This is a genomic window from Caballeronia udeis, from assembly GCF_001544555.2.
Lineage (GTDB): Bacteria > Pseudomonadota > Gammaproteobacteria > Burkholderiales > Burkholderiaceae > Caballeronia > Caballeronia udeis.
In genome coordinates this window covers 1-23177 of sequence record NZ_FCOK02000117.1, presented here as the reverse complement: position 1 = coordinate 23177, position 23177 = coordinate 1, and the positions used below count along the sequence as shown (strand labels likewise).

The following is a 23177-nucleotide window of genomic DNA, read 5'->3' as shown; positions in this document are numbered from 1 at the left end:
TCCCGCCTCGACTGGCAGCTCGCTGCCAGTGCCATCAGTATCGATGAAAGCGGGACGGACTATCTATATTGGGTCGACTTCTGCTGTTCGACATCGGACCGCGGGCGGCCAGATTCGGCAGGTCGCCGAGGTGCTTGGGATGACATCCCAACGCCAGTTTCGCGTCAAACAGCAGCCCTTCGCAGATCGGGCTCCCGGTCCGCCTTATATCGTGTGAATACACGTCTTCTATGTCATTCATCTAATCGACTCGACTGTGACATGTGCGCGCCGTTTTCTCGTCACACTCGGCGTCTATGTTTCTTGTAATTCTCTGTAATAAGCGGTCGATCGCCAAACCTGCGTTTTCGTCGTGTAAGCAAACCCGCGCGCGGTGAAAGAGCGAGCCGTTCTCTTCGCGTGGCGCGATGTCTGGCTTCCTGTCCAACTCCCGTCAATGAGGTGAATAATGATCAAGGAAACTCGAACGCGGTACCGTGCCGGCGCATTCTTCGGCGCCGTGGCGCTTGCTTTCTCCGGCTTGCATGCGATGCCTGCGCGAGCGGACGACGTGAAGCACGTATTGCTCATCAGTTTCGACGGTTTGCATGAACAGGACGTTGCCCGCTGCATCGGTAGCAACGCCTGCCCCAACCTCGCGTTGCTGGCTAAATCGGGCGTGACCTTCACGAACGCCCACACACCTCACCTGTCGGATTCGTTCCCCGGTCTTACGGCACTGGTGACGGGTGGCTCCCCGAAGAGCGCGGGCCTCTTCTATGACGTGTCATATGACCGGACGCTGTATGCTCCGCTCGATTCGACCTGCACCGGCACGCAGGGGTGGAACGTCGTGTTCGATGAAACGACCGGGATCGATGCAAAGGGCGGCGGACCGCTGATCCACCTGGACGGTGGCGGCGCGTTCAATCCGGACGCGATTCCCTATGCGAAGATCAACGGTGCCTGTAAGCCTGTCTACCCTCACAACTACATCAAGACGAACACGGTGTTCGAGGTCATCAAGGAACACATTCCGGGCTCGCGCACTGCGTGGGCAGACAAGCACGCATGGGGCTATGACTGGGTCAACGGACCGTCCGGCAAGGGCGTCGACGATCTGGCACGTACCGAGATCAACTCGATCGACCCCAAAACGGGTACCTACTATCTCGACACCTACACGCACACCGAGGTGTTCGACAACATCCACGTTCAGGCGCTGATCAACGAGATCGACGGACTGGACTCGACGGGTAAGACGACCGTTCCAATGCCGACTGCGTTCGGCACGAACTTCCAGACGCTTAGCGTCGCACAGAAGTCGCCGGTGGCGGATAACGGCGGTTATCTCGATGCGGACTTCACACCGGGGCCGCAGGTCGCTGCCGCCATCACCTATCTCGACGGCGCGCTCGGGCGCATCGTATCGGAGCTGAAACAGCGCAATTACTATTCGTCGACCCTCATCATCGTGACGGCCAAGCATGGCCAGTCGCCGACTGACCACTCGAAGCTCGTCAAGAACGGCGATACGCTGACGAAACAGCTGGAGACCAACAACTATCTGGACTCTCAAGGCAACTTCGGCCAGAACAATACGACAACGGGCAACCTGAACGACGGTTCGGGCCTCTCCGGCACGGGGTTCGTGCAGACCGACGACGTCGGCCTCATCTGGCTGCGCGATCAGCGCCAGAAGGATGCCGTGGTGAAGACGCTGAAGGCGAACCTTAGCTGCAACGCACCGGGCATCTGCGCGGACGGCCCGCAAGCGTACATCCTGGATGGCGACCGCCTCGCGGACTGGTTCGGCGATCCGTCGAACGGCCGCACGCCTGACATCATCGTGCAGCCGAACCCCGGCGTGATCTACACATCCAGCACGGCCAAAGATGAAGAACACGGCGGCAATGCGCCCGACGACAGTCATCTGGGTCTCGTCGTTTCGTTCCCCGGCATTCACCACGGCGGCCGAACGGATGACAGGTACGTTTTCACCACCCAGGTCGCACCGACGATCCTGCGCGCGCTCGACCTCGACCCGGACCTGCTGCACGCGGTCCAGCTGGAAGGCACGCGGCCGCTGCCGGGCCTCGGGATCAAGCGCAACGACTGAGTTCGGCTCGAGTCAGCTTGACGATGCTTCCCGGCGTGCGTGATGCGGCTGCGCTGCGCACGCCGGGCGCTCCTGCAACCAGCAGGCGGGCTATTCGCGCGCCGCATCTTGTGAAGGTCGCAAGCGAAAGCGCTGCCCCTGGCGGGTCTTGTCCCGCGACTTCTCGCGCTTCAATAACGCTCAGGGGGAATGACAGGCGCCAAGGCCCGTCAGATATGGTTTGCCGCCGTTGCTGCAGCAGATCTGCAGCACACGGAATTCCCCTCCTGGAGCATCAGCCGACTGTTGCACAGTCCCGGCTCACGCGCGCTCCTCAGACGACAATCGACCGTCTTCAGCAACCTGCCAGTGATTACCCGTTGTCTATTATCGCGTCAAGACGAAACGGCCGAATCGCACGGAAACACCGGATCGAAGTTGAGTGCAAAATGCAGGTGTAGGCGTTAAAAGCCGGGCGAACCTAACTTACAGGAAAGGCGATGCAATCGAAGACTCATTGGGAACACGTCTACACGGCGAAATCGTCGACCGAAGTGAGTTGGTATCAGCCGCACGCGACGCTGTCGCTGGGTCTGATTCAAAGAATCGGCATCGGACCTGATGCGGCGATCATCGATGTCGGCGGCGGTGCTTCGAGGTTGACCGACGATCTGATCGCTCACGGCTACCGCAACCTTTCCGTGCTGGATCTCTCCGGCGAAGCGCTGGCCGTGGCGCGGCTGCGGCTCGGCCAGAAATCCGGGCTCGTGCAGTGGCTCGAAGCTGATGTCACTTCTGCGCCCTTGCCACAGCAGTTCTTCGATGTCTGGCATGACCGGGCGGTGTTTCACTTCCTCACAGACCAGGCCGATCGCCGCGCGTATGTCGATCAGGTAGTGCGGGCGGTCAAGCCGGGCGGTCACGTGATCGTAGCCACTTTTGCTCCTGACGGGCCCGCTGAGTGCAGCGGCCTTCCCGTAGTCCGGTACGACGCGGATTCCCTGCACGGTGAATTTGGCCCGGAATTCAAGCTGGTCGAACACGACGAAGAAGCACACGTCACACCGATAGGTCGCATCCAGCATTTCATCTATTGCCACTGCGTTAAACCGCATTGATTTGAATCGGTCATTCGCATCCACCGTGCAGAAGTGAAGCCGCGATGAGTACCATCATTCTCGAATCCGTACTGACTTGCCCTCACTGCGGATTTGCCAGGCAGGAAACCATGCCCACGGACGCATGCCACTTCTACTACGAGTGTTCGAACTGCAAAGCACTGTTGCGCCCGAAATCGGGCGATTGCTGTGTGTTCTGTTCGTTCGGTTCGGTACCGTGCCCGCCGATCCAGCGACAGCGCGGGTGCTGTAGATAGCTAACGGGTTTATCCCGACTTGCTCGACGTTTCAACAACAATCTTCGACAATCGGCGATCTGCTGGTGCCAACACTGGCTCGATGCAGCGATTAGCCAATATATCCGTAAATATGCTGAGCGAACCGAACTGGAAGAGCCGATTGACGGCGAAGATGACTGAAGAGTTTCTCTGCATCGTGCCTCAGTCGGGGTATCGACTAGCAATGGCTGAGCCTATGGCGACAGAACGCCTATTAACAAGGGATGCCTCGGCTGTTGAAATAGGCAATGCTATTCAGGGGGCTCTGGCGGAAAGCCGATTCCTGTCGCTCAAGGAGGCTAGCGCCTTGAGCCTGACGGCTGAATCTCGATACTCGGAGTGGGTGCAGTCGCTGATGGATCGTTTTGCCTATAAAACAAGACGGGCGCTCTTTAAAAACATGAAGAGCTGCAGCGTCGCAAGGTCCGCAGAACGACTAGTTTTCGTTCCAAGTCATCACGACAAGCTGGACAGCTGGAGTCGCTCTGTCGGCGATGGAATCGAGGATGTGATCATTCCAGGGACGAGTAGTCCTTCCGAAATTGGCGCGGCACTGATTGTTGCATTTGGCCGTTGTACCTAGCGGCGCGAAAGTCGCGTGGACTCGAACGACCGCTTCCCTGAAACCTGAATATCGTTGCCAGGCCGATTTGTCAGGATGGCGCTCGTAATAACGTGAAAGAGATGATCCCCCCGCGGCGCGAATGCGGGCTGGCCGACGAGCCAGCCGAACGCCGACATCAGGGCGAACAGGTCGACCCCATCCATATCGGCGCGCGCCGTTCCCTCGGCTTGAGCGCGGAGCAGTAGCCGCGCGCCCGCTGAACGCAGCGCTGTGCTCGAAGCGTGAAGCGCGGAGTCCGGGTCCGCGTGCGCGGTCGCAAACAAGGCGCAAATGCCGCTATAGGTTTGAACGAATGCAACCCCTTCGCGAAACCAGGACACCAGCGCTTCGTCAGGTGGATTCGACGTTTCGAGTTCGGCTGCCTGCTGTATCAGTTCGTCCACGTTCATGCGCAGCAACGCTTCGAACAAGGCTTCTCGCGTCGGGAAATGGCGAAACAGTGTGGCCAACCCGACGTTGGCCCGGCGGGCGATATCTCGCATGGACGCGTCGGCACCATGCTCTGTGACAACGTCGCGCGCGACCTCAAGTAGATGGCTGTAATTCTTTCTGGCGTCAGCTCGCATAAATTGCCTTGACAATCGGATCGGTGATCCGAATATAATGAGCCTGCATCCGGATCGGTGATCCACAAGATACAGCACATTTGTGCAAATGGGAACAGAGGCGCAGTACGACACCACGAAAGGAGATGTCATGGGAAAGCTTGAGGGTAAGGTTGCAGTCATCACGGGCGGATCGAGCGGCATGGCACTGGCGAGCGCCAAGCGGTTCGTTGAAGAAGGCGCCTACGTTTTCATCACGGGCCGGAAGCAGGAGGCGCTCGACGAAGCCGTCAAGCTGATTGGCCGGAACGTGACCGGCGTGCGCGGCGACGCGGCCAATCTAGACGACCTCGACCGCCTGTTCGATACAGTCAAGCGGGAAAAGGGCAAGATCGACATCCTGTTCGCGAGCGCAGGCACGGGCGAAGCCGTCCCTCTGGGCGAGATTACCGAGCAGCACTTCGATGCAACTTTCAGTCTGAATACGCGCGGAACGCTGTTTGCGGTTCAGAAGGCGTTGCCGCTGTTCAACGATGGCGGATCGATCTTCATGACCGGGTCAGTTGCTTCGGTGAAGGGTTTTCCTGGTTATGGCGTGTATGCGGCGAGCAAGGCGGCATTGCGCTCATTCGCACGCACTTGGCTTAACGAACTGAAGGGCAGGAATATCCGGGTGAACGTGCTGAGCCCGGGGCCGATCGCCACACCGATGCAGGACCAGGTTCTCACCGAGGAAGCGAAGCGGATGTTCGAATCCCTGATCCCGCGGGGAACGATGGGTCGTCCTGAGGAAATTGCGACGGTCGCGCTGTTTCTTGCTTCAGACGATTCGAGCTTCGTGAATGGAGTGGAGTTGTCTGTCGACGGCGGCTTCTCGGCCATCTGAAAAACGCGCCGAAAAGCGTGTAGAAGGACCTGCCGACTCGACGAAGATGATCCGAGTTGGGCCGGTAAATATGGATTCCTTACCAATACTGAATGGAGAGTTCGCATGAGCTATTCGATTATTGGCTTTGGCGCGGTAGGTCAGGCACTCGCCCGAGCGTTTGCAAGAAAGAACATCGATGTGACCGTCGCCAGCCGGCGCCCTCCCGAGATGTTGATGCAGCAGGCACAAGCGATCGGCCCCACCGTTGTCCCCAGGACGCTGCAGGATGCAATCGCGTCCGACACGATCTTCCTGGCGGTTCCGTTTTGGGAACATCGCGAAGTCGCGAAGCAGATCACAACCTGGCAGGGCAAGACGATCATCGACACGACAAATGCTTTCGGTGTTCCCATTGAAGACCTGGAGGGGCAGCCGTCGTCCGCAGTTGTCGCCAAGGCGTTTGCCGGCGCCAGATTCGTAAAGGGCTTTAACCATCTGCCCGCTGCCGCTCTGGCCGCTGATCCGAGCGTGAATGGCGGCAGCCGCGTCGTGTTTTTGTCGAGTGATGACGAAAATGCGGTGGTGCCGGTCGCGGTTCTGGCCGAACAACTCGGTTTCGCGCCGATTGCGCTAGGACCGCTCAAGGATGGCGGCTCGCTCGTCCAAGCCAGGGGCAATACCTGGGGTAAACTCATCTTCAAGGATCTCGTCAAGTTCAAATAGCGGCGCGTCACGACAAAGTCACAGTGGCCACGAGCATCGCTAAACGCGTGCTGGTGATCTGACCGAGATTCAGTTGGTGCTTCTGAGCGAGTGCATGATGGCCGCTCGCGACCCGTCGGCCGCGAGCGCCCGTACTGCAGACGTGATGCGGACGGATGTCCGTTCGGAATTGGAAAGCGGTCGTTGCCGACATGGTGACCCGAATAACGGCTCGGGGTCGACTACGAAAATTCGACATCGGCCAGAGTTCGGCCAACACCGGACGGCCGAGGTTTAGCACTGCCTTCTCCGTAGCCGACGTTCAACTTCGCAGGGATCGATGTGCGGTGCAAATGCGTGTCCACGGCACAATAACCGCGAGGTGTCCGCGCAGGCCGTGGCGAAGCCCAATGAGGGCGTCTGGCGCAGAGTTGACCTTTATCGGCCGGTCGGTAGCTTGCCAGCGAAAAGCGCCAATTGAGCGTCGAAAGCACGCTTGTAGGCGGGCCGCGCTTCGCCGCGGGCAACGTAGGCGGAAAGGTTCGAGTATTCGTCCAGCAGACCCGATGCTTTCAACCTGAGTAGCACCGCCACCATCATCAGGTCACCCGCGCTGAACGCACCATCGAGCCAGTCGGCGTTGCCAAGGCGATCGGACAGCTCGCCCAGCCGGTCACGGATTCGATCCTCGACCATAGGCAGGCGCTGCTCGTACCAGGTTCTGTCGCCCTCCAGGAACCTGGTGGTTTGGAGATCGAGGATCGGCGGCTCAACCGTGTTGAGCGCGGCAAACATCCATGTGATCGCGCGTGCCCGGGCATTCGCATCGTCAGGAAACAGGCCTGCATGGTGCTCTGCGATATGAAACACGATCGCCCCCGACTCGAACAGCGCAAGAGCGCCTTCTTCATAGGTCGGAATCTGCCCAAAAGGATGAAGCGCTCGATGCGCGGGTTCCTTCATTGCCTCGAACGAAACAAGACGAACCTCGTAAGCTTGGCCCACTTCTTCAAGCGCCCAGCGAACACGCATGTCACGCGCCAATCCCCTGCCGCGATCGGGCGACCGTTCAAAGACGGTGATAACGGGGGTCGGTGGAGGGGTCATGGTGATTTTTCCTTTGCTGGATATCTCGTTAAGTGCTGGATACGCAACCCCAGCGCTCACCTGCTAGACGTCCGAGATGGAGCTAAATCGACATCCTGAATTAATTCTTTACTCAAAGATTAGCCAAAGCGGTGTTCCGACCGTTCGTTGCCGGCCTGAACGAGCCAATCATGCTTAAAAAACCGGTCATCCATATGCGACATGGGCCATAACACGTTAGCACACCGGACTACCGTTCGATATCGACGGGGGTTCCCTCGCATCGCCCGCCAAAACACAGGTTCCAACTGCCGGAACTCCGTTCGGCCTCCGCCCGGGGTCTATGCTTGATTAGCGCATTCGCACAATATGACCAAGGAGGCGTGTCATGAAACCCGCGCTATGTGTCGCCGTCGTCAGTATGCTGTTCGGGGTCCAACTGGCGCACGCCGCCTGCCCCAACGACGCCGCCTTCCTCGTTCTCGGTGATCAGATTCGCGGTTACTCCTTGCGCGCCAACGGAGCGACCGAGCCCTGCCAGGTGCTGCAAGGGCCGCTCACCACCCTCATGACCGCTGGAGCGACGGTGATCGACAAGAAGGACTCTTTTCACGTCGCGCAGTTTCTTACCAGCAGCACGGTCGACATCTTTCCGCGGAAGGCCGAGGGCAATGAGGCGCCCAGTCGGTCGTTCATGTTGACGACAACAAATGACCTGCTCAGCATCGCGGTGGATTCCCACCTCAACGACTTCGTCCTGACCGTTCGCCCCTCCGAGGCGGGGGTGCTGGTCGCTCCCGCCAACAGCTCTGGGGCAGTCACCAATCCGATTCACATTACCGATCCGAATATCGTCCAGTACGTGAGCATTGCGATTGACAGCGACGACAATCTGTTGATTGCGGGTTATGACGTACGAGGGGCGGTGATCATCGACACGCTTGGCACGAGTCGGAGCATTACCTCGCCGCCGCTTCTGCGCAGCCTCGCGGGTAGCAAAACCGGCCTGCTGCCGGGGGCCGGACTTTTTGCAAGGAACAACATCACGATCGCTCTCGATCCGCGTACGGACGAGTTATTCGTCTACAACCAGACCTCGGACATGACGCAGATCCAGGTGAGCATTTTCGCCGCCCAGGCGAACGGCGACGTGCCGCCGGTACGGACAATCAGCGGTCCAGCCACGGGAATCACCGGCTCTGGCTTGCCGGGAAACAAGATCGCCATCACCTCGGACGGGCGGCTCCTTGATGCCGAGCCGAACCTGCGCATTCTCGCGTTCGCACCGGGGGCAAGGGGCAATGTGGTGCCGTCTCAGGTCATCGAGGACTCCACCCCCGGTCCAGTCACCCAGGGCGGCATCGCGGTCCGGTCGAGTGGAGGCCGGCAACATGAGGGAAATGACAATGCCCAATGAAACGGACGAAGCCGATGGCAAATAATCCGTGACAATCGTCATCGGAAGCGATTCAGCAATCTTGGCCGACTCTTTTCTGATTCATTGTCGGTGCGATCACCTACAAATGTATAGACGAAACGATCTGCATTCAACGCCGCCAAGGTGGCTTAGGTTGGGCTTATCGATAGAAAAAGTAGCATCGGACAACAGTGTCGTCTACCTATTTCACAGGCGCTACCTATCCATCGCCTACGAATGTGGCTGGTGCCAGTTTTCCTCCTGACCAACAATCAATTTTCTTGCCTGTAGCTCGTAAGGCATTCGTCGTCTACAGGCTGGGAATTTTTGAAGAGGCGAAGCTACTTTGGTTCGCGGAAAATTGGTTCGCGTAAAACTAACGCGATCGGCGAAGGACACGCAGTACGCTCTCTCGAATCGCGTCGTTTACCTAAGTGAAGCTGCCCCATTCTCGTCAGTGCTGCAACCTGCGTCGGATGTTCTGCTGCTCACCCGGCATCGGCCTTTCCGCGCTCATGGCCTGGTTGCAGTCGCGGCGCACCAACGTGTTGTATCTCTACCATTCATAGCCTGCGCCGACCACGCCCCCCCGTCGCGCCCCGGCTGTTGGATGTCAACGATGCCTTGTACACCCATCGACCGCTTGCGGTGATGGTCGATACGCCGAGGGCGTACCCGGTCTGTCCTTGATAGACCTGCTGGCAATAGACACCATGCTCTTCCCCGGTGCGCTGGGTTGCGGCAAGCCCGCCACGGCGATCGCCGACGCGGTTCCCCCATTGGCATCGTTGCGCACGCTCTGTACCTGGCTGTTGGTGTATTGATTGGCCTGCGTCACCGCGCTACCGACACTGGCGTTCAATTGATTGACGTTCACCGCGTCGGTCCCGCTGATCCCGGGCGCGAGATTGCCGATCGTGCGCTCGTTGCCCGCTGAGCCGACAGAAATTGAATTCGCCGTGGACGCGACCGAGTTCGCCCCCAGTGCCACGGAATTGGCTGCCGCTGCTTACGCACCGGTTCCCACGGCCGTGCTATTGGCGGCAGACGCCGCGCTGCCGCTACCCGCGGACGTGGCATTCGAGCCGCTCGCGACCGGCGCCGAATATGTGGTTGGGTTGCCAGAGATGAAAGTCGGAGCGGAGCCTGATCCCGAGCCTGATCCGGAGCCAGTCCCCGGGTTTGCGACCGGAGGCGCCGCAGCGGCTGCTTGCGCGGCGATCGCGTGGTTCAGTGAGACGACCGCGCTGTCCAATTGACTGAGGTTGACGGCGTCCGTTAACTGCGTGCCGGGCGCGACATTGATAACCTGGCGCTGTGATCCAGACGAGCCGACCGATACTGCGCCCATCAGGGTCGTGAAGCCGGTCCCCGAGATCGGGACGACGAAGGTCCCAGCCGCGCGATTCGCGATCGAATTCGCGCCCAGGGCCACCCCGCCGGTAGCCGTCGCGTCGGCGTTTGCGCCTAGCGCCATGGATGATCCCGCTGTAGCGCCCGAACCCGAGCCGATCGCAACGTCGTTTGTCGGGGTCGTCCCCGCACCCACGAGACCGGCTACCGCGCCGTTGCCGAGGGCGATGCTGCCGCCCCCTTGGGCCGTCGCGGACACGCCGAGCGCAACCGATGAGGCTCCCGAAGCGGTGGCGACGTTGCCGCCGGCATAGGCGCTAGCACCTGAAGCGCTGGACCCTTCGCCGCTCGCGGTGCTACCCGCGCCATACGCACTGCTGCCTAAGCCTGATGCCACGCTGCCTTCGCCGCTGGCAACGCCGAAGTTGCCGGTCGCACTGCTGAAATCGCCGATTGCGGTGGTTGTTAAGCACTGTCAAACGATGTGGCCCCGAAAATTAACGACTGCTCGTGGCTCAGTTGAAGGTCGGAAAAGGGGGCGGACCGGGCCGGTCGTCATGCGGGTCAGTTCGGCCAGGAGCGTTCATCCCGTCTCGCTGTCCGATGGTCATTCCAACGTCGGCTCCGTCCTCGGAAGCCGCCGTTCACGTGGTACTGGTATAGGTAACAAAATCGGGAAACCGTGTCTGCTTACCAATGGCCCGGGGAATTTGCTCCTTAAACGGGGCACGCGATCGACTTACCGGGAAAGTCTCAGTCCGCTTTTACCGTATCGAGAAACGCTCGCAGTTCGCGCTGCATAGTCGGTGCATCCAGAATGACACTTCCGCCATGTCCGGCGAACACGCCACTGAAGCTTTCGTGAACGAGTCGCTCGAGGGAGCGAAGTTGCGTGGACCAGTCATACCAGCAGACGTCTCGAAAGGCATGCAGAGCGTGCCTGCGGAAATCCCAACACAGTGAGTCTCCCGAGAAAAGGGCGTGGTTGATGAGGAACATGACGCTTCCTCGTGTATGTCCCGCCATCGGAATGACCCGAACGCCCGGCAACATCTCATGCGCCAGATCACCCGTGATTACGTCAGTGACGAACGGAGCGCCATCGGCGTCGTTTGCATGGATCCAGACGCGGGCGCCAAAGCGCTTAGCATAAATGCCCGCGTCCGCGACATCGTCGCGGTGGGTCAGCAAGATATGATCCAATCCTCCGGCTTCCGCGATCCAGCGCTCGAGGTGCCCAGACCAGCGCGGCCCGTCGATCATCAGACGCAGGCCGCCTGCAAGCGTGATGTAGCTGTGAGCGCCGTACGAAGAGCGGGCGTTATACCCGAGCCTCCACACGCCGGGAGCCAAGGCTTGCGGGAAGAGGCCTATGGGCATCTTCAAACCTTTTGGCGGCCGAACGGCAGCCACCGGACAGATGAGGACGCCTCGCCACGCATCTTCTGTTTCTTGTTCACTAGCAGGCTGGTGAGCAAACGCCGAAGCGCCGTTTTGCTCGATGAACAGATTGGGAGCGCCCGTTCGAACCGCGCCGCAGTTGAAGCAAGCTGCGCTTACGTGCCAATGATCGTCGACATCATCTTTGTCCTCCGCCATAGCGCTCTCCCGGCTGATATTGGGTAGACGGTTCAAAGATAGCATCTTTGCGCGATTGAGAACTGAGGTGCGTTTAGTTTGCCCTCGCGACAACACGCGTTCTGGATTCGCTCCACCAGCAGCGTGGTTCTTGCTGACGCCGATACCATACAAGCACCGCCATGGTCGTTTGAATGCCCGCTGGCAATCCTGCGCCCATCAAGTTCCGAACTCGGGACCAGATGCGACACCATCGCCTTGCCCGAGGGCTCCCACTCAGCAAGCGTACAATCCTCTGACTATATCGGGTGCCACGTCCATTTTTAAAAAAGTCGTCAATGGCGGCTGACGATACACGCCCTGAGAACCGCCAACCCCATAGGCCCGGCGATTTCGTGGCCGGCAGCAGAGAACGAGCCACATGCCCGCTCAGATAACGCCCAATCAACTCGTTCAATTGATCATCCCGGGTATCACGGCCGTCTTTTCGCTCGGTTTTGCCTGTGCATGGCTCTACGATAGACGACTGCGCTATCTGCGCTTTCTCGCCGCCTCATTTGTTGCTTTCGCACTCGGCTCGGCAGTGCAGATCTGTCACCTGCCGGATGAATGGCGATTGAACGCGCTTATATCGGCAACGTTTTATGTGTTAAGCATTCAACTGTTAGCGGAAGGTGTTTTGCGCAGGGCAGGGCTTCACTTGCGGCTAGCGACGCATGCGTCGATGTTCGCGCTGGTGTTGGGCGGCATGTATTACTTCTCCTTCGTGACGTCGAACCTACTCGTGCGCGTCTACATCCTGAATCTCAGCGCCGGGCTGTTGATGGCGTTTACCGCGGTCCGTTTCAGGAAACGCTGCAATGGCCGCACCGTCAACCACGTTCTTCTCTGGGTGCTGCTGATCTTCGGCGTCAGTTTTTTCATCAGGACGCCGCTCACTACGATCCAACCCTTGCCGCATAGCACTGCGCCGTTCGCGGGAACCATTTTCTGGGTCTTGCTGCAGTTGTCGCTCGCCCTGATGGGCGCTGTGTTGGGGCTCGTGCTGCTGGCGGCCGCGATGTCGGACGTGATCGACCGGCTGACTCTCGAACGCGATCTCGACTCGCTCACCGAAACGTTGAATCGGCGCGCGTTTGAACGCATGGCGGGCCGCCGCGTCGCGGACAAGCGAAACTATCCGCTCGCGCTGATCGCTTTCGACATCGACAACTTCAAATCCATCAACGACCGTTACGGGCATGCGGCCGGCGACGCGGTGCTGCGCCAGTTCGCCGCAATCCTGCGCGCCGCGGTGCGCGAGAAGGACGTGGCGGCGCGCATCGGCGGCGAGGAGTTCGTGCTTCTGCTGCCGGGCGCTGACGACAAATTCGCGTATCAGATCGCCGAGCGCTTGCGCACCGTGCTGGAGTCTTCACGCTTCAATGAAATCGAGGCTGCGCTGTGCGTTACGACGAGTGCCGGCATTGCCCGGTATCGGCCTGGCGAGGCGGTCGGGGTAATGCTGGCGCGCGCCGATCACCTGCTCTATGCGGCGAAGCGCGCGGGAAGGAACCGCGTGGTCACGGAGCCGTTAGGTCAGACGCGGAATGCCCCCGAGCTTGATATCGCGTGATCGTCCGAAGGCGGGCAATGCATGACTACGTTCACCGCGTTCTGAAAAAACCGCGAAGTCGTGTCTTGCGCATGTCGATTTCTCCCACGATCATTCGTCGTAGTCACAGGAGGCGCCTTTGCCTCCGAGCACTATCGTCTTCAAAGGAGGAACCCAAATGCGTGTAATGGTCATCGTCAAGGCAAGCCCCGAATCCGAAGCCGGGCAAATGCCAAGCATGGAGCTCATCACGGCGATGGGCAAATATAACGAGGAACTGGTGAAGGCTGGGATCATGCAAGGCGGCGACGGACTGAAGCCGAGTTCGGCAGGCGTACGCGTGAGGTTTTCAGGGAAGGATCGAACCGTCGTTGACGGCCCATTTGCCGAGACCAAGGAATTGATCGCCGGGTACTGGCTCTGGCAAGTTCAATCGATGGACGAAGCGATTGAATGGGTAAAGCGCTGTCCGAATCCGATGGTAAGTGATTCAGACATTGAAATTCGGCCCTTCTTTGAGCCGGCAGACTTTGGTGAGGCCTTTACGCCTGAGCTTCAAGACCAGGAAAAGCGTCTACGGCAGCAGATTGACGGGCAGACGCGCTGACAATTTTCACCGCATTAGTCTGCGGGGTACGCGAAGGCAGCCCAAACCCGGCTGTCCGAGACTTGAGGCAGGCTTCCTGACACCGTGCAGGGGCCTGTGAGGGGTAGGATGACCACCCGACTGAGCGTCCGCTATCGGTCGATTCGGCTGTCCCTTGTGGGTCGACTTCTACCCGGTGCCAACCGATCAAAGGCGGCCGACTGCGCTCGTTCAAAGTTGGTGCGAGTGCGACCAAGACCGGGTGGCCAACAATATACGGCCATTGCCTCAGCATGCCCCCGGCTCCGGTCCGCTTAGCTTACGTGTCGGCTGAAAACGCGATGTCCTTCTGTGCTTCGAGCTTCCTCAGGCGCTCAGCCAACGCAGCGCTGATCGAGTCGTAGGCACCGCCGCCAAGCGTCAGGCGTAACGGCGGATGTGCCGAGTCCGCCGCGACGATCATTGCGGCGACCGTCTTGCCGGCATCGCCCCGAATTGCAAAGCTGTTGGACGCAATCGCCCGCCTGACGTCGGCCGCCGGCGTGTCGTCGTACTCGGGCATCGGCACCGCGTGATCGAGACCGGCACCGAACTGCGTGCTGGTCGGCCCCGGCTCCACGATCATGAAGTCGATGCCGAATGGCGCCACCTCCTTCGCCACTGACTCGACAAAACCTTCGATGCCCCATTTCGTAGCGTGATAGAGGCTGAAATTCGGATAAGCGATCTGTCCGCCTTCGGACGAAACCTGGACGATCCGGCCGCCGCCCTGGCGGCGCAGGTGAGGCAGCGCGGCGCGGATGACCTGAATCGATCCGGTGAGATTGGTGGCGATCTGCCGGTCGATCTGGTGGTCTGTCACCTCCTCGGCCGCGCCGAATAACCCGTAGCCCGCATTGTTCACGACCACGTCGATACGGCCCATCGTTTCGAATGCGGCTGCGATATTCGTGTGCACCGCGCGCGTGTCGGTGACATCGAGTGTCAGCACATGCAACCGGCCGTCGTACTGCGTCTTCAACTCATCGAGCGCCCCCTCGCGCCGCAGCGTTGCGACGACCCGGTCGCCGCGTTGCAGCAGGCGCTCGGCGAGTAAGCGACCGAGGCCCGACGACGTGCCGGTGATAAGCCAGGTCTTCATCATGGTGTGTCTCTCCGTAGAGTGGATCAAATGGCATTGCCTGATTACCAGTCTAGGTTCCTGTCATTGGTCAGAGAAGCCTCTATAGTGCGTATGACCCCGTGAAAATTCGCCACCAATGACCAAGCCGACACTTGCCGATCTCACCGCGTTTTCCGCCGTCGCAGCACATCGGAGTTTTCGTCGTGCCGCCGATGCACTCGGCGTTTCACGCTCCTCGCTAAGCCACGCCATGCTCGCATTGGAGCGTGAGTTGGGCGTGCGCCTGCTCAATCGCACGACGCGCAGCGTAGCGCCGACAGAAGCCGGCGAAGCATTGCTCGCGAGGCTTGCGCCCGTGCTCCGCGACCTTGACGAGGCACTGGATGCCGTCGCCGATGCGCGCGGCAATCCAAGCGGCACGCTCAGGATCAATGCCAATGAGAGTGCGGCGCGGCTGTTGTTGAAAACGGTGGTGCCGCATTTTCTGAAGCGCTTCCCCGGCATGGCCCTCGATCTGGTCGCGGAGGGACGGCTCGTCGATATTGTCGAGCAAGGTTTCGATGCCGGTGTTCGGCTTGGCGAGTCGATCCCGCGCGACATGGTAGCGGTGCGCATCAGCGATGATCTTCGCTTCGTAGTCGTTGCAGCGCCCTCGTATCTCGCGGGACGAACACCCCTCACCACGCCCGACGACCTTCGTCACCACGACTGCATTCGCCAGCGGCTGCCGAGCGGCAAGCGGTACCGCTGGGAGTTCCGCAAGCACGGGCAGGAAGTGGCCGTCGATGTTCCCGGCGTACTTACGCTGGATCACAACGGCCTGATGGTTGAGGCAGCGTCCGATGGTCTGGGCCTTGCGTATGTGCCGGAGTCCACGGCCCGTGATTGGCTGGACGACGGCCGGCTGGTTACCGTGCTTGAAGACTGGTGTCCGTTCGTCCCGGGGCTCTGCTTGTACTATCCTGGGCATCGCCACGTGCCTGCTGGTCTGCGGGCGTTCATAGACGTGCTTAGGGAGGTAAATCATTAACGCATGTGAATGTCCGTGTCGAGAACCCTGACCGACCGCTTCACGCCCTGAGTCAGGCCCGTCGGGCGTTTCCAATTTCAAGCCTCAGCCCGTTGTTTCGGCAATGCGGAAGTGACCCGCTCGACCTGGCCATAGCAATCGAGAAGCGGTTGCGATAATCTTCAGCGTGCCCGCCCAGCGGACCGTCGCTGCCGAACAAGTTCAGGAACATGACCAGGGGGTTCGTTCCACGATGTCTGACCAAAGCGGTAGTCAACCCGTCGCGCTGTCTGACCGAACCGGTAGTCAATCTGCATTGCGTCAAGTTGCAGCTTCGAGGCTCTTTCTCGGCGCAACCATTGCGATGTTTCTGTCGGGTCTCGGCGCGTCAGCGGCTGCACCACAGATCGTTCTGTTCCTGGTGAAGGAACTCGGCGCCTCGCTGCCGTTGGCGGGATTCTATTACCTGACCAGCCTTGCAGCGCCAGTCGCGGGGTATTTCGTCGGCCGCTACTCCGATCGCACAGGGAATCGCCTCGGGCTTTTTCGCCTGTGTGCTGCGGCCGGCTTTGTGGGCTGGGCGGGGCTGGCCCTCTCCACGTCGGTCTGGATGCCCTTCATCATCGCCGTCGTCTTGCTGGCCGTTTCCGGTGCTGCCACCTCGCAAATTTTTGCGACCGTCCACGATGAGCTCAGCAACAATCCCGACGACGCAAATGAAAGTGTCGTTGCCATCATCCGTATGGCGCTTACCGGCGGATGGATCGTTGGGCCTGTCCTGGGAGCGTGGGTGGCGGCTGCCTATGGCCTGCGCCCCATGCTTTGGATGACCGCCATCTGCATGCTTCTGCAGATCGCACCTCTCGGAACGCTGAACCCAACCGTCAAGCTCAAGCCGGAGTCGGCGAGCGAGCCCGCGCGTCACTCCAGCCTACGCGCCATGCTTCCACTGCTGACGTTCACAGGACTCTTCGTCCTGGTCTATGCAGGGGAGCCGGTGAAGTACGGATTCCTGCTGATCTACATGGAAGAACACCTCAAGCTAAGTCCGGCCGTACGGGGAGCGGTCATCGGCATACAGCCATTCATCGAGCTACTCATCATGCCCTTCAGCATCGGGCTGGGCCGCAAGCTTGGCAACGTGTGGTTGATGTGTATCGCGGCCGCCATCGCGGTGTTTGCCAATCTTTGCTTTGCGCTCTGGTCGTCCGCGGCCGGCATGTTCGCCGGACAGATCCTCATGGGTGGTGTTTGGGGCATATTTATGGTTCTGGGCATCATCGTCGCTCAACGCCTGCTTCCCAACGCGGTAGGGACGGCGTCGGCAATCTTCATGAGCTCGACGGCTCTCGCCTCGGCGTTAGGAGGCGTCGCGGGCGGTTTCGGGGTCTCATTCCTGGCCCTTCCCAATGTCTTCCTGCTGCCGGCGCTCTTCGCGGGTATAGCAGTTATCGGACTGGCATTGATAGCACGCACCGAAAGCGCCAAGGTGTACTGATCTCGACCAGTCTCTTCGCGCGCTTCACCATCCCGTTAAGGCAGTCCTTCGACGGTGCTAGCTGCGCTGCGGATATAGGGTGCGGCGCGCGGTGTTTGCGTGCCCGGCTCCATTTATGTCGCCGGCGTGTTGAGTGCCCCAGGTAAGTTTGAACGCGTTCCCCTCGCCGGCCATCTTCTGCGCTTGCACAATGAGATGCGATGGTGCAACGCAGCGAGCAGTCTTGAGATGCAGACGGAATGGCTCACGTTGCTGGAACGCCTGTTGAGTCAATCGCGCGCGATCGTGCCTGAAGCAGTCCAAGGCTCGCTCTCGCGTATTCAGTGGCAACGCGTCAGAGACTACTGCTTCGGTCATCTCAGCGACAAGATCACGCTCGATGAACTGGCCGGGCTGTGCTCACTCGGCAGGTTCCAGTTCCTCAAGCAATTCAAGCAGACCATCCGCATGACGCCCCACGCGTGGTTGCTCCGTCTTCGTCTCGAGCGGGCTTGTGCGCTTTTGTCGCGAGGCTCGCAGGCGATCGCGACAGTCGCTCAGGAGGTCGGGTTCTACGATCAAAGCCACTTCAATCGCGCTTTCCGGCAGGCATACGGCGTCGCGCCGTCGTGCTACAGAGCGTAAACCGTGCAGTTGGCGGCGGAGCACGAGGTTCAGCGCTATCTCGCCCCGTGGCTGGGCAACTGATCAATTTTTTACAAGTCTGGCGGCCTCACTCGACATAGGATGCGCCAATCCGGGGGGAAGTTCTCCTCCCGCCGAGTTGAGGACAGGACAATGGACAGTAGCAATCGATCACACGGTCCCAGGGCGCCGGCTCTGGGTTTCACGAGCGATAACATCGGAGCCATATCAACAACGACGAATGCGGCGCGCCCGCGTGGTACACGAATGGCGCGAAGCTGGTCGCCGTGGACGGGCAGTCTGCCAAGATAGACCCCGCAAGTCTTCATAGCGCGGCTCGCGTGAAAGTGGGCGACGTACATTCGACGCAGCCGTCGTGCGCGAGCATCACGCAGGCGACGGAAGAAGGCGGCGTGTACACGCTGGCCGAGATCGAAGCGCTGGGGGACATCTGTAAGGCATCCTCCATCAAGCTTCATATGGATGGCTCGCGAATCGCCAATGCGCTGGTGTCCCTCGGCTGTTCGCCTGCAGAGATGACATGGAAGGCCGGGGTCGATGCCTTGTCGTTCGGCGCGACCAAGAACGGTGTGTTCGCAGCGGAAGCGATCGTGCTGTTCGATGCATCCCTTGCGCCCGAAATGGGCTACCGGCGCAAGCGTGCTGGCCATTTGTTCTCGAAGATGCGCTTTCTTTCGGCGCAGATCGACGCGTATTTGACCGACGATCTCTGGTTGCGCAACGCACGCCAGGCCAACGACGCCGCTCAGCGTTTGAGCCAAGGGCTCGCGGGGTTGGGCAACGTCGAGGTGCTCGGCGCGACTGGGGCCAACATCGTCTTTTGCCGATTGCCTTCCATGGCCATCCAATCGCTGCTGCAGGCGGGATTCGGGTTCTATCACGATCGTTGGGAACAAAACGTTGTCCGATTCGTGACCTCCTTCTCTACCACGCTTGAGGATCTCGACAACCTGCTGGCGCATGTGACGCACGCCGTCGCCGCCCGTCAATCCTGCAATCAATAGCAGGAGACGTTACATGACGCGACGACTCTATCTGCACCGTGACGATCTGGACATGAATGTCGACGTGGTCGGGGGTACCCGAACGCCGGATAGTAATTTCGACGTTGTATTGTCGGCAACGCTTTTTTATCCCCAAGGTGGAGGGCAGCCGTCGGACGTCGGCACAATCGGCGAGGCGAACGTGATTCGGGTCATTCAGGTCGGTGACATGTATATACGAACAGTGCAGTACGCCTCTATCGCCTGCGCATGGGGGCGTCCAGCGGGGTGCAAAATCGCAGCGCCACGGCCTTCCTGGCCAACTACCCGTGCCTTGCTCTCCCTGATTGCGTTGCCGGGCGAAGCCCGCACCTGCCGCAAAGGAGAAGCGGAAGATGCCGAGCCTGCCTGGATCGCGACGCGGCACGCCGCATGTGAGTTCGGACGATAGCGTTGCACTGAATATGTATTGTTTCAGTATTCGTCACATAATTCTAAAGAATTGCGGAAACGTGCCGATAAGACGTACTCGGGAAGCAAGTCATTAGGGGGCTAGTCAAGAATGGTCGGTCTGAACACCAGATGTTCGCAGGGGATTGATATTTTGGCTGGAATACGGCGTGTTCGTGTCTAAGCTTGCCCGATTGTTGCATTTGTTTCCCACCGAGATTGCGCTCGACGTCGGGACCGCGAATACGCGCATTCATGTGCGCGGCACAGGCGTGGTGCTTAACGAGGCGTCTGTCATCTGCATTCGTCAGCCCGATCCACTCGTAGCAGGCGCCCGTCCGACCCAATCGGTCGGCAATGAGGCGCGAAGCATGTTAGGGCGGCTGCCTCGACACATAGAGGCGATTTGCCCGATCAAAGGCGGAGTAATTTCGGACTTTTCGGCCAGCCGACAGATGATTCAGCATTTCGTCGGCCGGGCCGATAAGGGCCGGCGCCTGTCAGGTGCTCCCCGGATCACCATCACGGTGCCAAGCGGCGCAACACAGGTCGAGCGTCGTGCGTTCAGGGAAGCAGTGCAGGGAGCGGGCGCATCAAACGTGGCTCTGTTCGAGAGGCCATTAGCCGCTGCGCTAGGAGCAGGGCTGACAGTCGCCGCTGCGATGGGATGCATGGTCGTCGATGTCGGTGCGGGCACGACCGACATAGGCGTCATCGCACTAGGCAATGTCGTGTGCTGGTCGTCCGCTCGCGTAGGCGGAAACGCGTTCGACGATGCAATCATCAACTATGTTCGACGCAAGCACGGACTACTGATCGGCGAGCACACGGCGCAACGGGTAAAGCAAATGATCGGGTGTGCAGTTCCACGGAAGAACGAACTGTATATCGACATCACAGGACGAAACTTGTCGGAAGGTGTGCCCCGGACATTGACTTTGTCGAGCCACGAAGTGTTCGAGGCGTTGGCTGATCCGCTGGCGCATATCGTATCTTTGCTCAAGAGCACGTTGGAGAGCATGCCGCCGGAGTTGGCGTCGGATATTGCTGGCGCGGGGCTCATGCTAACGGGAGGAGGTGCTTTACTGGATGGTCTCGATGACAGGCTTCACGAGGAAACAGGACTGCCCGTGGTCGTGGCGGAGGAACCCATGACCTGCGTAGTACGTGGCGCAGCCATGGCCATTGAAACGCTCGAAGCGCATTTCTTCCAATAACATAAATGTGGGTTTTTCGGCCGCGGCAACGTCGGCTGACGTTTTTCAGCTCGAGGTAGACCATACATGCGACAAATAAAAATGAAAGCGACGCTACTCAAGACGACGATCGTAATTGGAGTTCAAATTATTTCGGTTGCCCACGCTCAAGGCTCAGGTTCTGGTGCAAGTGACGCCTTGGCAATGCAGCAAGGGGGGACTGAGCCGTCACTTGTCGCGCCCCCGCCGGCATCACCCGCTCAACTTCCCGAGGGCGCAGCCGCGCAACTGGCCCAAAGCACGGCGCAGGGAAAGATCACGTCACTTCGTTCAACGACGGCAGGTGTCTACAGGGCTGAGCTTTCGTTCTTTGCCGACGGGCTGACTTACTACGCTGCACTTTTACAGAATGGCACCTACTGGCGTGTGATTGAAACGTCAAATAGAAAACGTGCGGAGGCCGTGTACACGGACTTTGTCGCGCGAACCATCAACCTTTCGGATGCACAGCGCCGCCAGACCGAACTGGAGGCGGAAAACGCAGCGACTCAGCGCTCGCTGGTACAGGCACAGCTTCGGATCGAGCAACTTCGGATCGATTTCGACAACGCGCAAGCTCAGCAAGAAGAAGTCTCGACAAGACAGGCACAGGTCGCCGCTCAGGTGACACAGCTCGAGTCCGACAATCAGGATGCGCAGCACAAGCTCGTTCAGGTGAAGCGCCAGTTGGTGGCGTTGCAAGACTTGTCCGATGCAGGTCTACCGCCCGAACATTTGGCGCGCTCCCGTAGGCATCCCAAGCATCTCAAGACGCCGTGAGCGTTTCGTTGATTGAAGCTTTTCGCCGGTTGCGCGGACGTCCGGGTAGTGGTGCAAATAGCGATCAAGGGCGGCGCGGATTTGTTAGTGTCGAGCATCGGGATTTGCGCGCGACTCGACACTACGATCCCCCGTAGAATAGTTACCCCGACATACGTTGCTGCACGCCTTTGGAGATGAGATGGTGGCCCGAGCGTCGAGTCGCTCGATGGGCCGGGTGCGATGGCCTGTCAGCGTTGTAGATCCTGAAGGTGTGGGCTTCGTTAAGCTGGAGCGCGGCACGTCTGAGCAGTTCGGCGGCCTTTGCTTCGTGACCACCGAATCCATGCGGATCTCGCCGGTGTGCGTCTCTGAGTAGCTGGCGGCTCTGGCCGACCAGTCGCCGCGCCTGGGCGAGATCCGCAGGATTGGTTTGACGGGCATGTACGTCGGTCGTGACGGTAAAGAATACGAGGCTGATGGCGAGTAGGCTACGGCAGGGGGAGCGGACCATTCGAATTCTTGTTGTGGGGGTAGATTGAAACGCTTCCCGTACACTGCACCCGATCAATTCTTGGCGGTGGCAAGTGCAACGCAAAAAAAGCGGCGAGGCTCGTAGTAAAACCGCTGGTTCGCGTCGCGAAGGTTCGCACGGAAAGCGCCGGTTGCCAAGCACGAAGTTGCCGGTCAGGTTGCCACCGTTTGTAGGGTTTCCAAAATAGCCCGCACAAGACGCTAGTGGCCGTTGGCGAACTCGTCGCTGTCCTCGCGAATGTCGGCTTCAGGGGCCTTGGTCGAACTGGCGCAGGCGGTGCATGGGCCATGGGTTGCGATCGACGCGACGTCCTTCACCAAACCGTGATCCATACGGAACGCTCGCAATGACACTTCTTGCTCTAACCTCGCTCGTCGTATTGCTCCCGATCGGCGCGCATGCTGACGGCGGCCCTACTACACCCGTCCAAGTCGAAAACGCGATTCGTCACCATATCGCTAGTCTGCGGGCAGTTGAGTACCGTGAGGCGCGCAGAGTGACCGCTGTAGAAGGCACGACGGTCGCAATCTACACCGCAGAAGGCGCGTGCGCTGGATTTAGTTTGCGAGCGAAACCTGGAACGTGCTCGAACAACTGGGTTCGTTACATGGTCGCGCTTTCTGACGGTCGGACGACGCAGCCCTTGGAAGTGGGAGGAAAGGGCGACCTTTCGGATACCAGTACGACAATCTCGCAAGGGGTGATTGAGGTAACCGGTCTATCCTTCGGCCCTGGAGACTCAATGTGCTGTCCCTCAGTGCCAAAAACGAAAGAGTTTCGAATTTCTCCGTCGGGGCTTAGCCAGATCGTGCGTCCGCCGCAATGAACCGTGTGTCGGTGTTCCGGGCAGCGCCAACCCCAAGGACGCCAACCGGCCATGATCATCATTCGACGGACGCGTCAAAATTGACGACAATCTGCGACCGAGAGGGTGCGTCGGTCAATGAGAACGTGTTAGACCCTTACAGTGAAAGCGGGCTTGCTCGGAAGCGTGAGAAACCCACGCTTCTACTGCCGGGGGTGCATAGAAACCAACTTGACCATGACCGACGAAGTCTCGCCTTTGACGATAGCGCGTAATATCAGGGTCGTGCCCGGACCCGATACATCTCG

Annotated in this window: 20 protein-coding genes and 4 pseudogenes; 16 read left to right on the top strand and 8 right to left on the bottom strand. The window is 59.6% G+C overall.

The features are described 5' to 3' along the window. The first annotated feature begins 448 nt into the window (after nucleotides 1–448). From AWB69_RS42525 to AWB69_RS42515, 4 genes are all read left to right on the top strand, one after another. Nucleotides 449–2098: an alkaline phosphatase family protein gene (locus AWB69_RS42525; RefSeq protein WP_062092766.1), complete on the top strand. Its 1650-nt coding sequence runs from the start codon at nucleotides 449–451 to the stop codon at nucleotides 2096–2098. 479 nt (nucleotides 2099–2577) lie between these two features. Beyond that, a complete protein-coding gene (locus tag AWB69_RS42520) occupies nucleotides 2578–3195 on the top strand; it encodes a class I SAM-dependent methyltransferase (protein ID WP_062092765.1) in 618 nt (205 codons plus the stop codon). A gap of 44 nt (nucleotides 3196–3239) precedes the next feature. Then, the gene (locus AWB69_RS50085) at nucleotides 3240–3452 is read left to right on the top strand and encodes a GDCCVxC domain-containing (seleno)protein (RefSeq protein ID WP_075644095.1); all 213 of its coding nucleotides are present in this window, start codon (nucleotides 3240–3242) and stop codon (nucleotides 3450–3452) included. 19 nt (nucleotides 3453–3471) lie between these two features. Then, the gene (locus AWB69_RS42515; RefSeq protein ID WP_156529178.1) at nucleotides 3472–4056 is read left to right on the top strand and encodes a contact-dependent growth inhibition system immunity protein; all 585 of its coding nucleotides are present in this window, start codon (nucleotides 3472–3474) and stop codon (nucleotides 4054–4056) included. Here AWB69_RS42515 and AWB69_RS42510 read toward each other — a convergent pair. After that, nucleotides 4053–4664 carry a TetR/AcrR family transcriptional regulator gene (locus tag AWB69_RS42510; RefSeq protein WP_062092763.1) on the bottom strand — a complete coding sequence of 204 codons (612 nt, stop codon included), beginning with the start codon at nucleotides 4662–4664 and terminating at the stop codon, nucleotides 4053–4055. The genes AWB69_RS42515 and AWB69_RS42510 overlap by 4 nt on opposite strands. Nucleotides 4665–4794: 130 nt before the next feature. Here AWB69_RS42510 and AWB69_RS42505 point away from each other — a divergent pair, with 130 nt between their 5' ends. Both AWB69_RS42505 and AWB69_RS42500 read left to right on the top strand, forming a co-directional pair. Continuing rightward, the gene (locus tag AWB69_RS42505) at nucleotides 4795–5529 is read left to right on the top strand and encodes an SDR family NAD(P)-dependent oxidoreductase (protein WP_062092762.1); all 735 of its coding nucleotides are present in this window, start codon (nucleotides 4795–4797) and stop codon (nucleotides 5527–5529) included. Between the two features lie 105 nt (nucleotides 5530–5634). Next, on the top strand, nucleotides 5635–6234 hold the full coding sequence (locus AWB69_RS42500) for an NADPH-dependent F420 reductase (protein ID WP_062092761.1): 600 nt from the start codon (nucleotides 5635–5637) through the stop codon (nucleotides 6232–6234). Between the two features lie 417 nt (nucleotides 6235–6651). Here the strand turns inward: AWB69_RS42500 and AWB69_RS42490 are convergent, their stop codons facing one another. Beyond that, nucleotides 6652–7320, bottom strand: coding sequence for a glutathione S-transferase family protein (locus tag AWB69_RS42490; protein WP_062092759.1), 669 nt, complete (start codon nucleotides 7318–7320; stop codon nucleotides 6652–6654). 367 nt (nucleotides 7321–7687) lie between these two features. On the opposite strand from AWB69_RS42490, the gene AWB69_RS42485 reads away from it, so the two are divergent. Next, the gene (locus AWB69_RS42485) at nucleotides 7688–8716 is read left to right on the top strand and encodes a hypothetical protein (protein WP_062092758.1); all 1029 of its coding nucleotides are present in this window, start codon (nucleotides 7688–7690) and stop codon (nucleotides 8714–8716) included. A 556-nt stretch (nucleotides 8717–9272) separates the two neighbouring features. Here the strand turns inward: AWB69_RS42485 and AWB69_RS50080 are convergent. The 3 genes and pseudogenes from AWB69_RS50080 to AWB69_RS42470 all read right to left on the bottom strand — a co-directional run. Then, nucleotides 9273–9845, bottom strand: a pseudogene (locus AWB69_RS50080) (YadA family autotransporter adhesin); the annotation flags it as partial. Between the two features lie 126 nt (nucleotides 9846–9971). Then, nucleotides 9972–10466, bottom strand: a pseudogene (locus AWB69_RS42475) (hemagglutinin); the annotation flags it as partial. A gap of 356 nt (nucleotides 10467–10822) precedes the next feature. Further along, nucleotides 10823–11704 (bottom strand): MBL fold metallo-hydrolase, encoded by an 882-nt coding sequence (locus tag AWB69_RS42470; protein WP_197500463.1) that lies wholly within the window; start codon nucleotides 11702–11704, stop codon nucleotides 10823–10825. A 364-nt stretch (nucleotides 11705–12068) separates the two neighbouring features. Between AWB69_RS42470 and AWB69_RS42465 the strand changes: the two genes are divergently transcribed. Further along, a complete protein-coding gene (locus tag AWB69_RS42465; RefSeq protein WP_062092754.1) occupies nucleotides 12069–13262 on the top strand; it encodes a GGDEF domain-containing protein in 1194 nt (397 codons plus the stop codon). Nucleotides 13263–13419: 157 nt separating this feature from the next. Then, nucleotides 13420–13848, top strand: a complete 429-nt coding sequence (locus AWB69_RS42460; RefSeq protein ID WP_062092753.1) for a YciI family protein — start codon at nucleotides 13420–13422, stop codon at nucleotides 13846–13848. 298 nt (nucleotides 13849–14146) lie between these two features. Here the strand turns inward: AWB69_RS42460 and AWB69_RS42455 are convergent, their stop codons facing one another. Further along, complete coding sequence (locus AWB69_RS42455; RefSeq protein WP_062092752.1) at nucleotides 14147–14971, bottom strand: SDR family oxidoreductase; 825 nt, start codon at nucleotides 14969–14971, stop codon at nucleotides 14147–14149. A gap of 115 nt (nucleotides 14972–15086) precedes the next feature. Between AWB69_RS42455 and AWB69_RS42450 the strand changes: the two genes are divergently transcribed. From AWB69_RS42450 to AWB69_RS42420, 7 genes and pseudogenes are all read left to right on the top strand, one after another. After that, nucleotides 15087–15980 (top strand): LysR family transcriptional regulator, encoded by an 894-nt coding sequence (locus AWB69_RS42450; protein WP_062092751.1) that lies wholly within the window; start codon nucleotides 15087–15089, stop codon nucleotides 15978–15980. Nucleotides 15981–16146: 166 nt separating this feature from the next. Continuing rightward, complete coding sequence (locus tag AWB69_RS42445) at nucleotides 16147–17457, top strand: MFS transporter (RefSeq protein WP_197500462.1); 1311 nt, start codon at nucleotides 16147–16149, stop codon at nucleotides 17455–17457. 162 nt (nucleotides 17458–17619) lie between these two features. After that, nucleotides 17620–18081 (top strand): annotated as a pseudogene (locus tag AWB69_RS42440) (helix-turn-helix transcriptional regulator); the annotation flags it as partial. Between the two features lie 221 nt (nucleotides 18082–18302). Next, nucleotides 18303–19106 (top strand): annotated as a pseudogene (locus AWB69_RS42435) (threonine aldolase family protein); the annotation flags it as partial. Between the two features lie 13 nt (nucleotides 19107–19119). Next, nucleotides 19120–19536 carry an alanyl-tRNA editing protein gene (locus tag AWB69_RS42430; protein ID WP_062092749.1) on the top strand — a complete coding sequence of 139 codons (417 nt, stop codon included), beginning with the start codon at nucleotides 19120–19122 and terminating at the stop codon, nucleotides 19534–19536. A gap of 175 nt (nucleotides 19537–19711) precedes the next feature. Continuing rightward, nucleotides 19712–20752: a rod shape-determining protein gene (gene mreB / locus AWB69_RS42425; protein WP_062092767.1), complete on the top strand. Its 1041-nt coding sequence runs from the start codon at nucleotides 19712–19714 to the stop codon at nucleotides 20750–20752. 66 nt (nucleotides 20753–20818) lie between these two features. Next, nucleotides 20819–21550: a DUF2968 domain-containing protein gene (locus tag AWB69_RS42420; RefSeq protein ID WP_082913841.1), complete on the top strand. Its 732-nt coding sequence runs from the start codon at nucleotides 20819–20821 to the stop codon at nucleotides 21548–21550. Nucleotides 21551–21692: 142 nt separating this feature from the next. Here the strand turns inward: AWB69_RS42420 and AWB69_RS42415 are convergent, their stop codons facing one another. After that, complete coding sequence (locus AWB69_RS42415; RefSeq protein ID WP_062092747.1) at nucleotides 21693–22043, bottom strand: hypothetical protein; 351 nt, start codon at nucleotides 22041–22043, stop codon at nucleotides 21693–21695. A gap of 221 nt (nucleotides 22044–22264) precedes the next feature. Further along, entirely contained in the window at nucleotides 22265–22396 is a 132-nt protein-coding gene (locus AWB69_RS50520) for a hypothetical protein (protein WP_269447527.1), read from the bottom strand. Between the last annotated feature and the right edge of the window lie 781 nt (nucleotides 22397–23177).

Coding starts and splice junctions, on each gene's coding strand:
- AWB69_RS50520 (WP_269447527.1), bottom strand. CDS start 22,396: ATGGATCACGGTTTGGTGAAGGACGTCGCGTCGATCGCAACCCATGGC.
- AWB69_RS42450 (WP_062092751.1), top strand. CDS start 15,087: ATGACCAAGCCGACACTTGCCGATCTCACCGCGTTTTCCGCCGTCGCA.
- AWB69_RS42490 (WP_062092759.1), bottom strand. CDS start 7,320: ATGACCCCTCCACCGACCCCCGTTATCACCGTCTTTGAACGGTCGCCC.
- AWB69_RS50085 (WP_075644095.1), top strand. CDS start 3,240: ATGAGTACCATCATTCTCGAATCCGTACTGACTTGCCCTCACTGCGGA.
- AWB69_RS42505 (WP_062092762.1), top strand. CDS start 4,795: ATGGGAAAGCTTGAGGGTAAGGTTGCAGTCATCACGGGCGGATCGAGC.
- AWB69_RS42430 (WP_062092749.1), top strand. CDS start 19,120: ATGACGCGACGACTCTATCTGCACCGTGACGATCTGGACATGAATGTC.
- AWB69_RS42510 (WP_062092763.1), bottom strand. CDS start 4,664: ATGCGAGCTGACGCCAGAAAGAATTACAGCCATCTACTTGAGGTCGCG.
- AWB69_RS42525 (WP_062092766.1), top strand. CDS start 449: ATGATCAAGGAAACTCGAACGCGGTACCGTGCCGGCGCATTCTTCGGC.
- AWB69_RS42500 (WP_062092761.1), top strand. CDS start 5,635: ATGAGCTATTCGATTATTGGCTTTGGCGCGGTAGGTCAGGCACTCGCC.
- AWB69_RS42455 (WP_062092752.1), bottom strand. CDS start 14,971: ATGATGAAGACCTGGCTTATCACCGGCACGTCGTCGGGCCTCGGTCGC.
- AWB69_RS42465 (WP_062092754.1), top strand. CDS start 12,069: ATGCCCGCTCAGATAACGCCCAATCAACTCGTTCAATTGATCATCCCG.
- AWB69_RS42420 (WP_082913841.1), top strand. CDS start 20,819: ATGCGACAAATAAAAATGAAAGCGACGCTACTCAAGACGACGATCGTA.
- AWB69_RS42520 (WP_062092765.1), top strand. CDS start 2,578: ATGCAATCGAAGACTCATTGGGAACACGTCTACACGGCGAAATCGTCG.
- AWB69_RS42415 (WP_062092747.1), bottom strand. CDS start 22,043: ATGGTCCGCTCCCCCTGCCGTAGCCTACTCGCCATCAGCCTCGTATTC.
- AWB69_RS42460 (WP_062092753.1), top strand. CDS start 13,420: ATGCGTGTAATGGTCATCGTCAAGGCAAGCCCCGAATCCGAAGCCGGG.
- AWB69_RS42485 (WP_062092758.1), top strand. CDS start 7,688: ATGAAACCCGCGCTATGTGTCGCCGTCGTCAGTATGCTGTTCGGGGTC.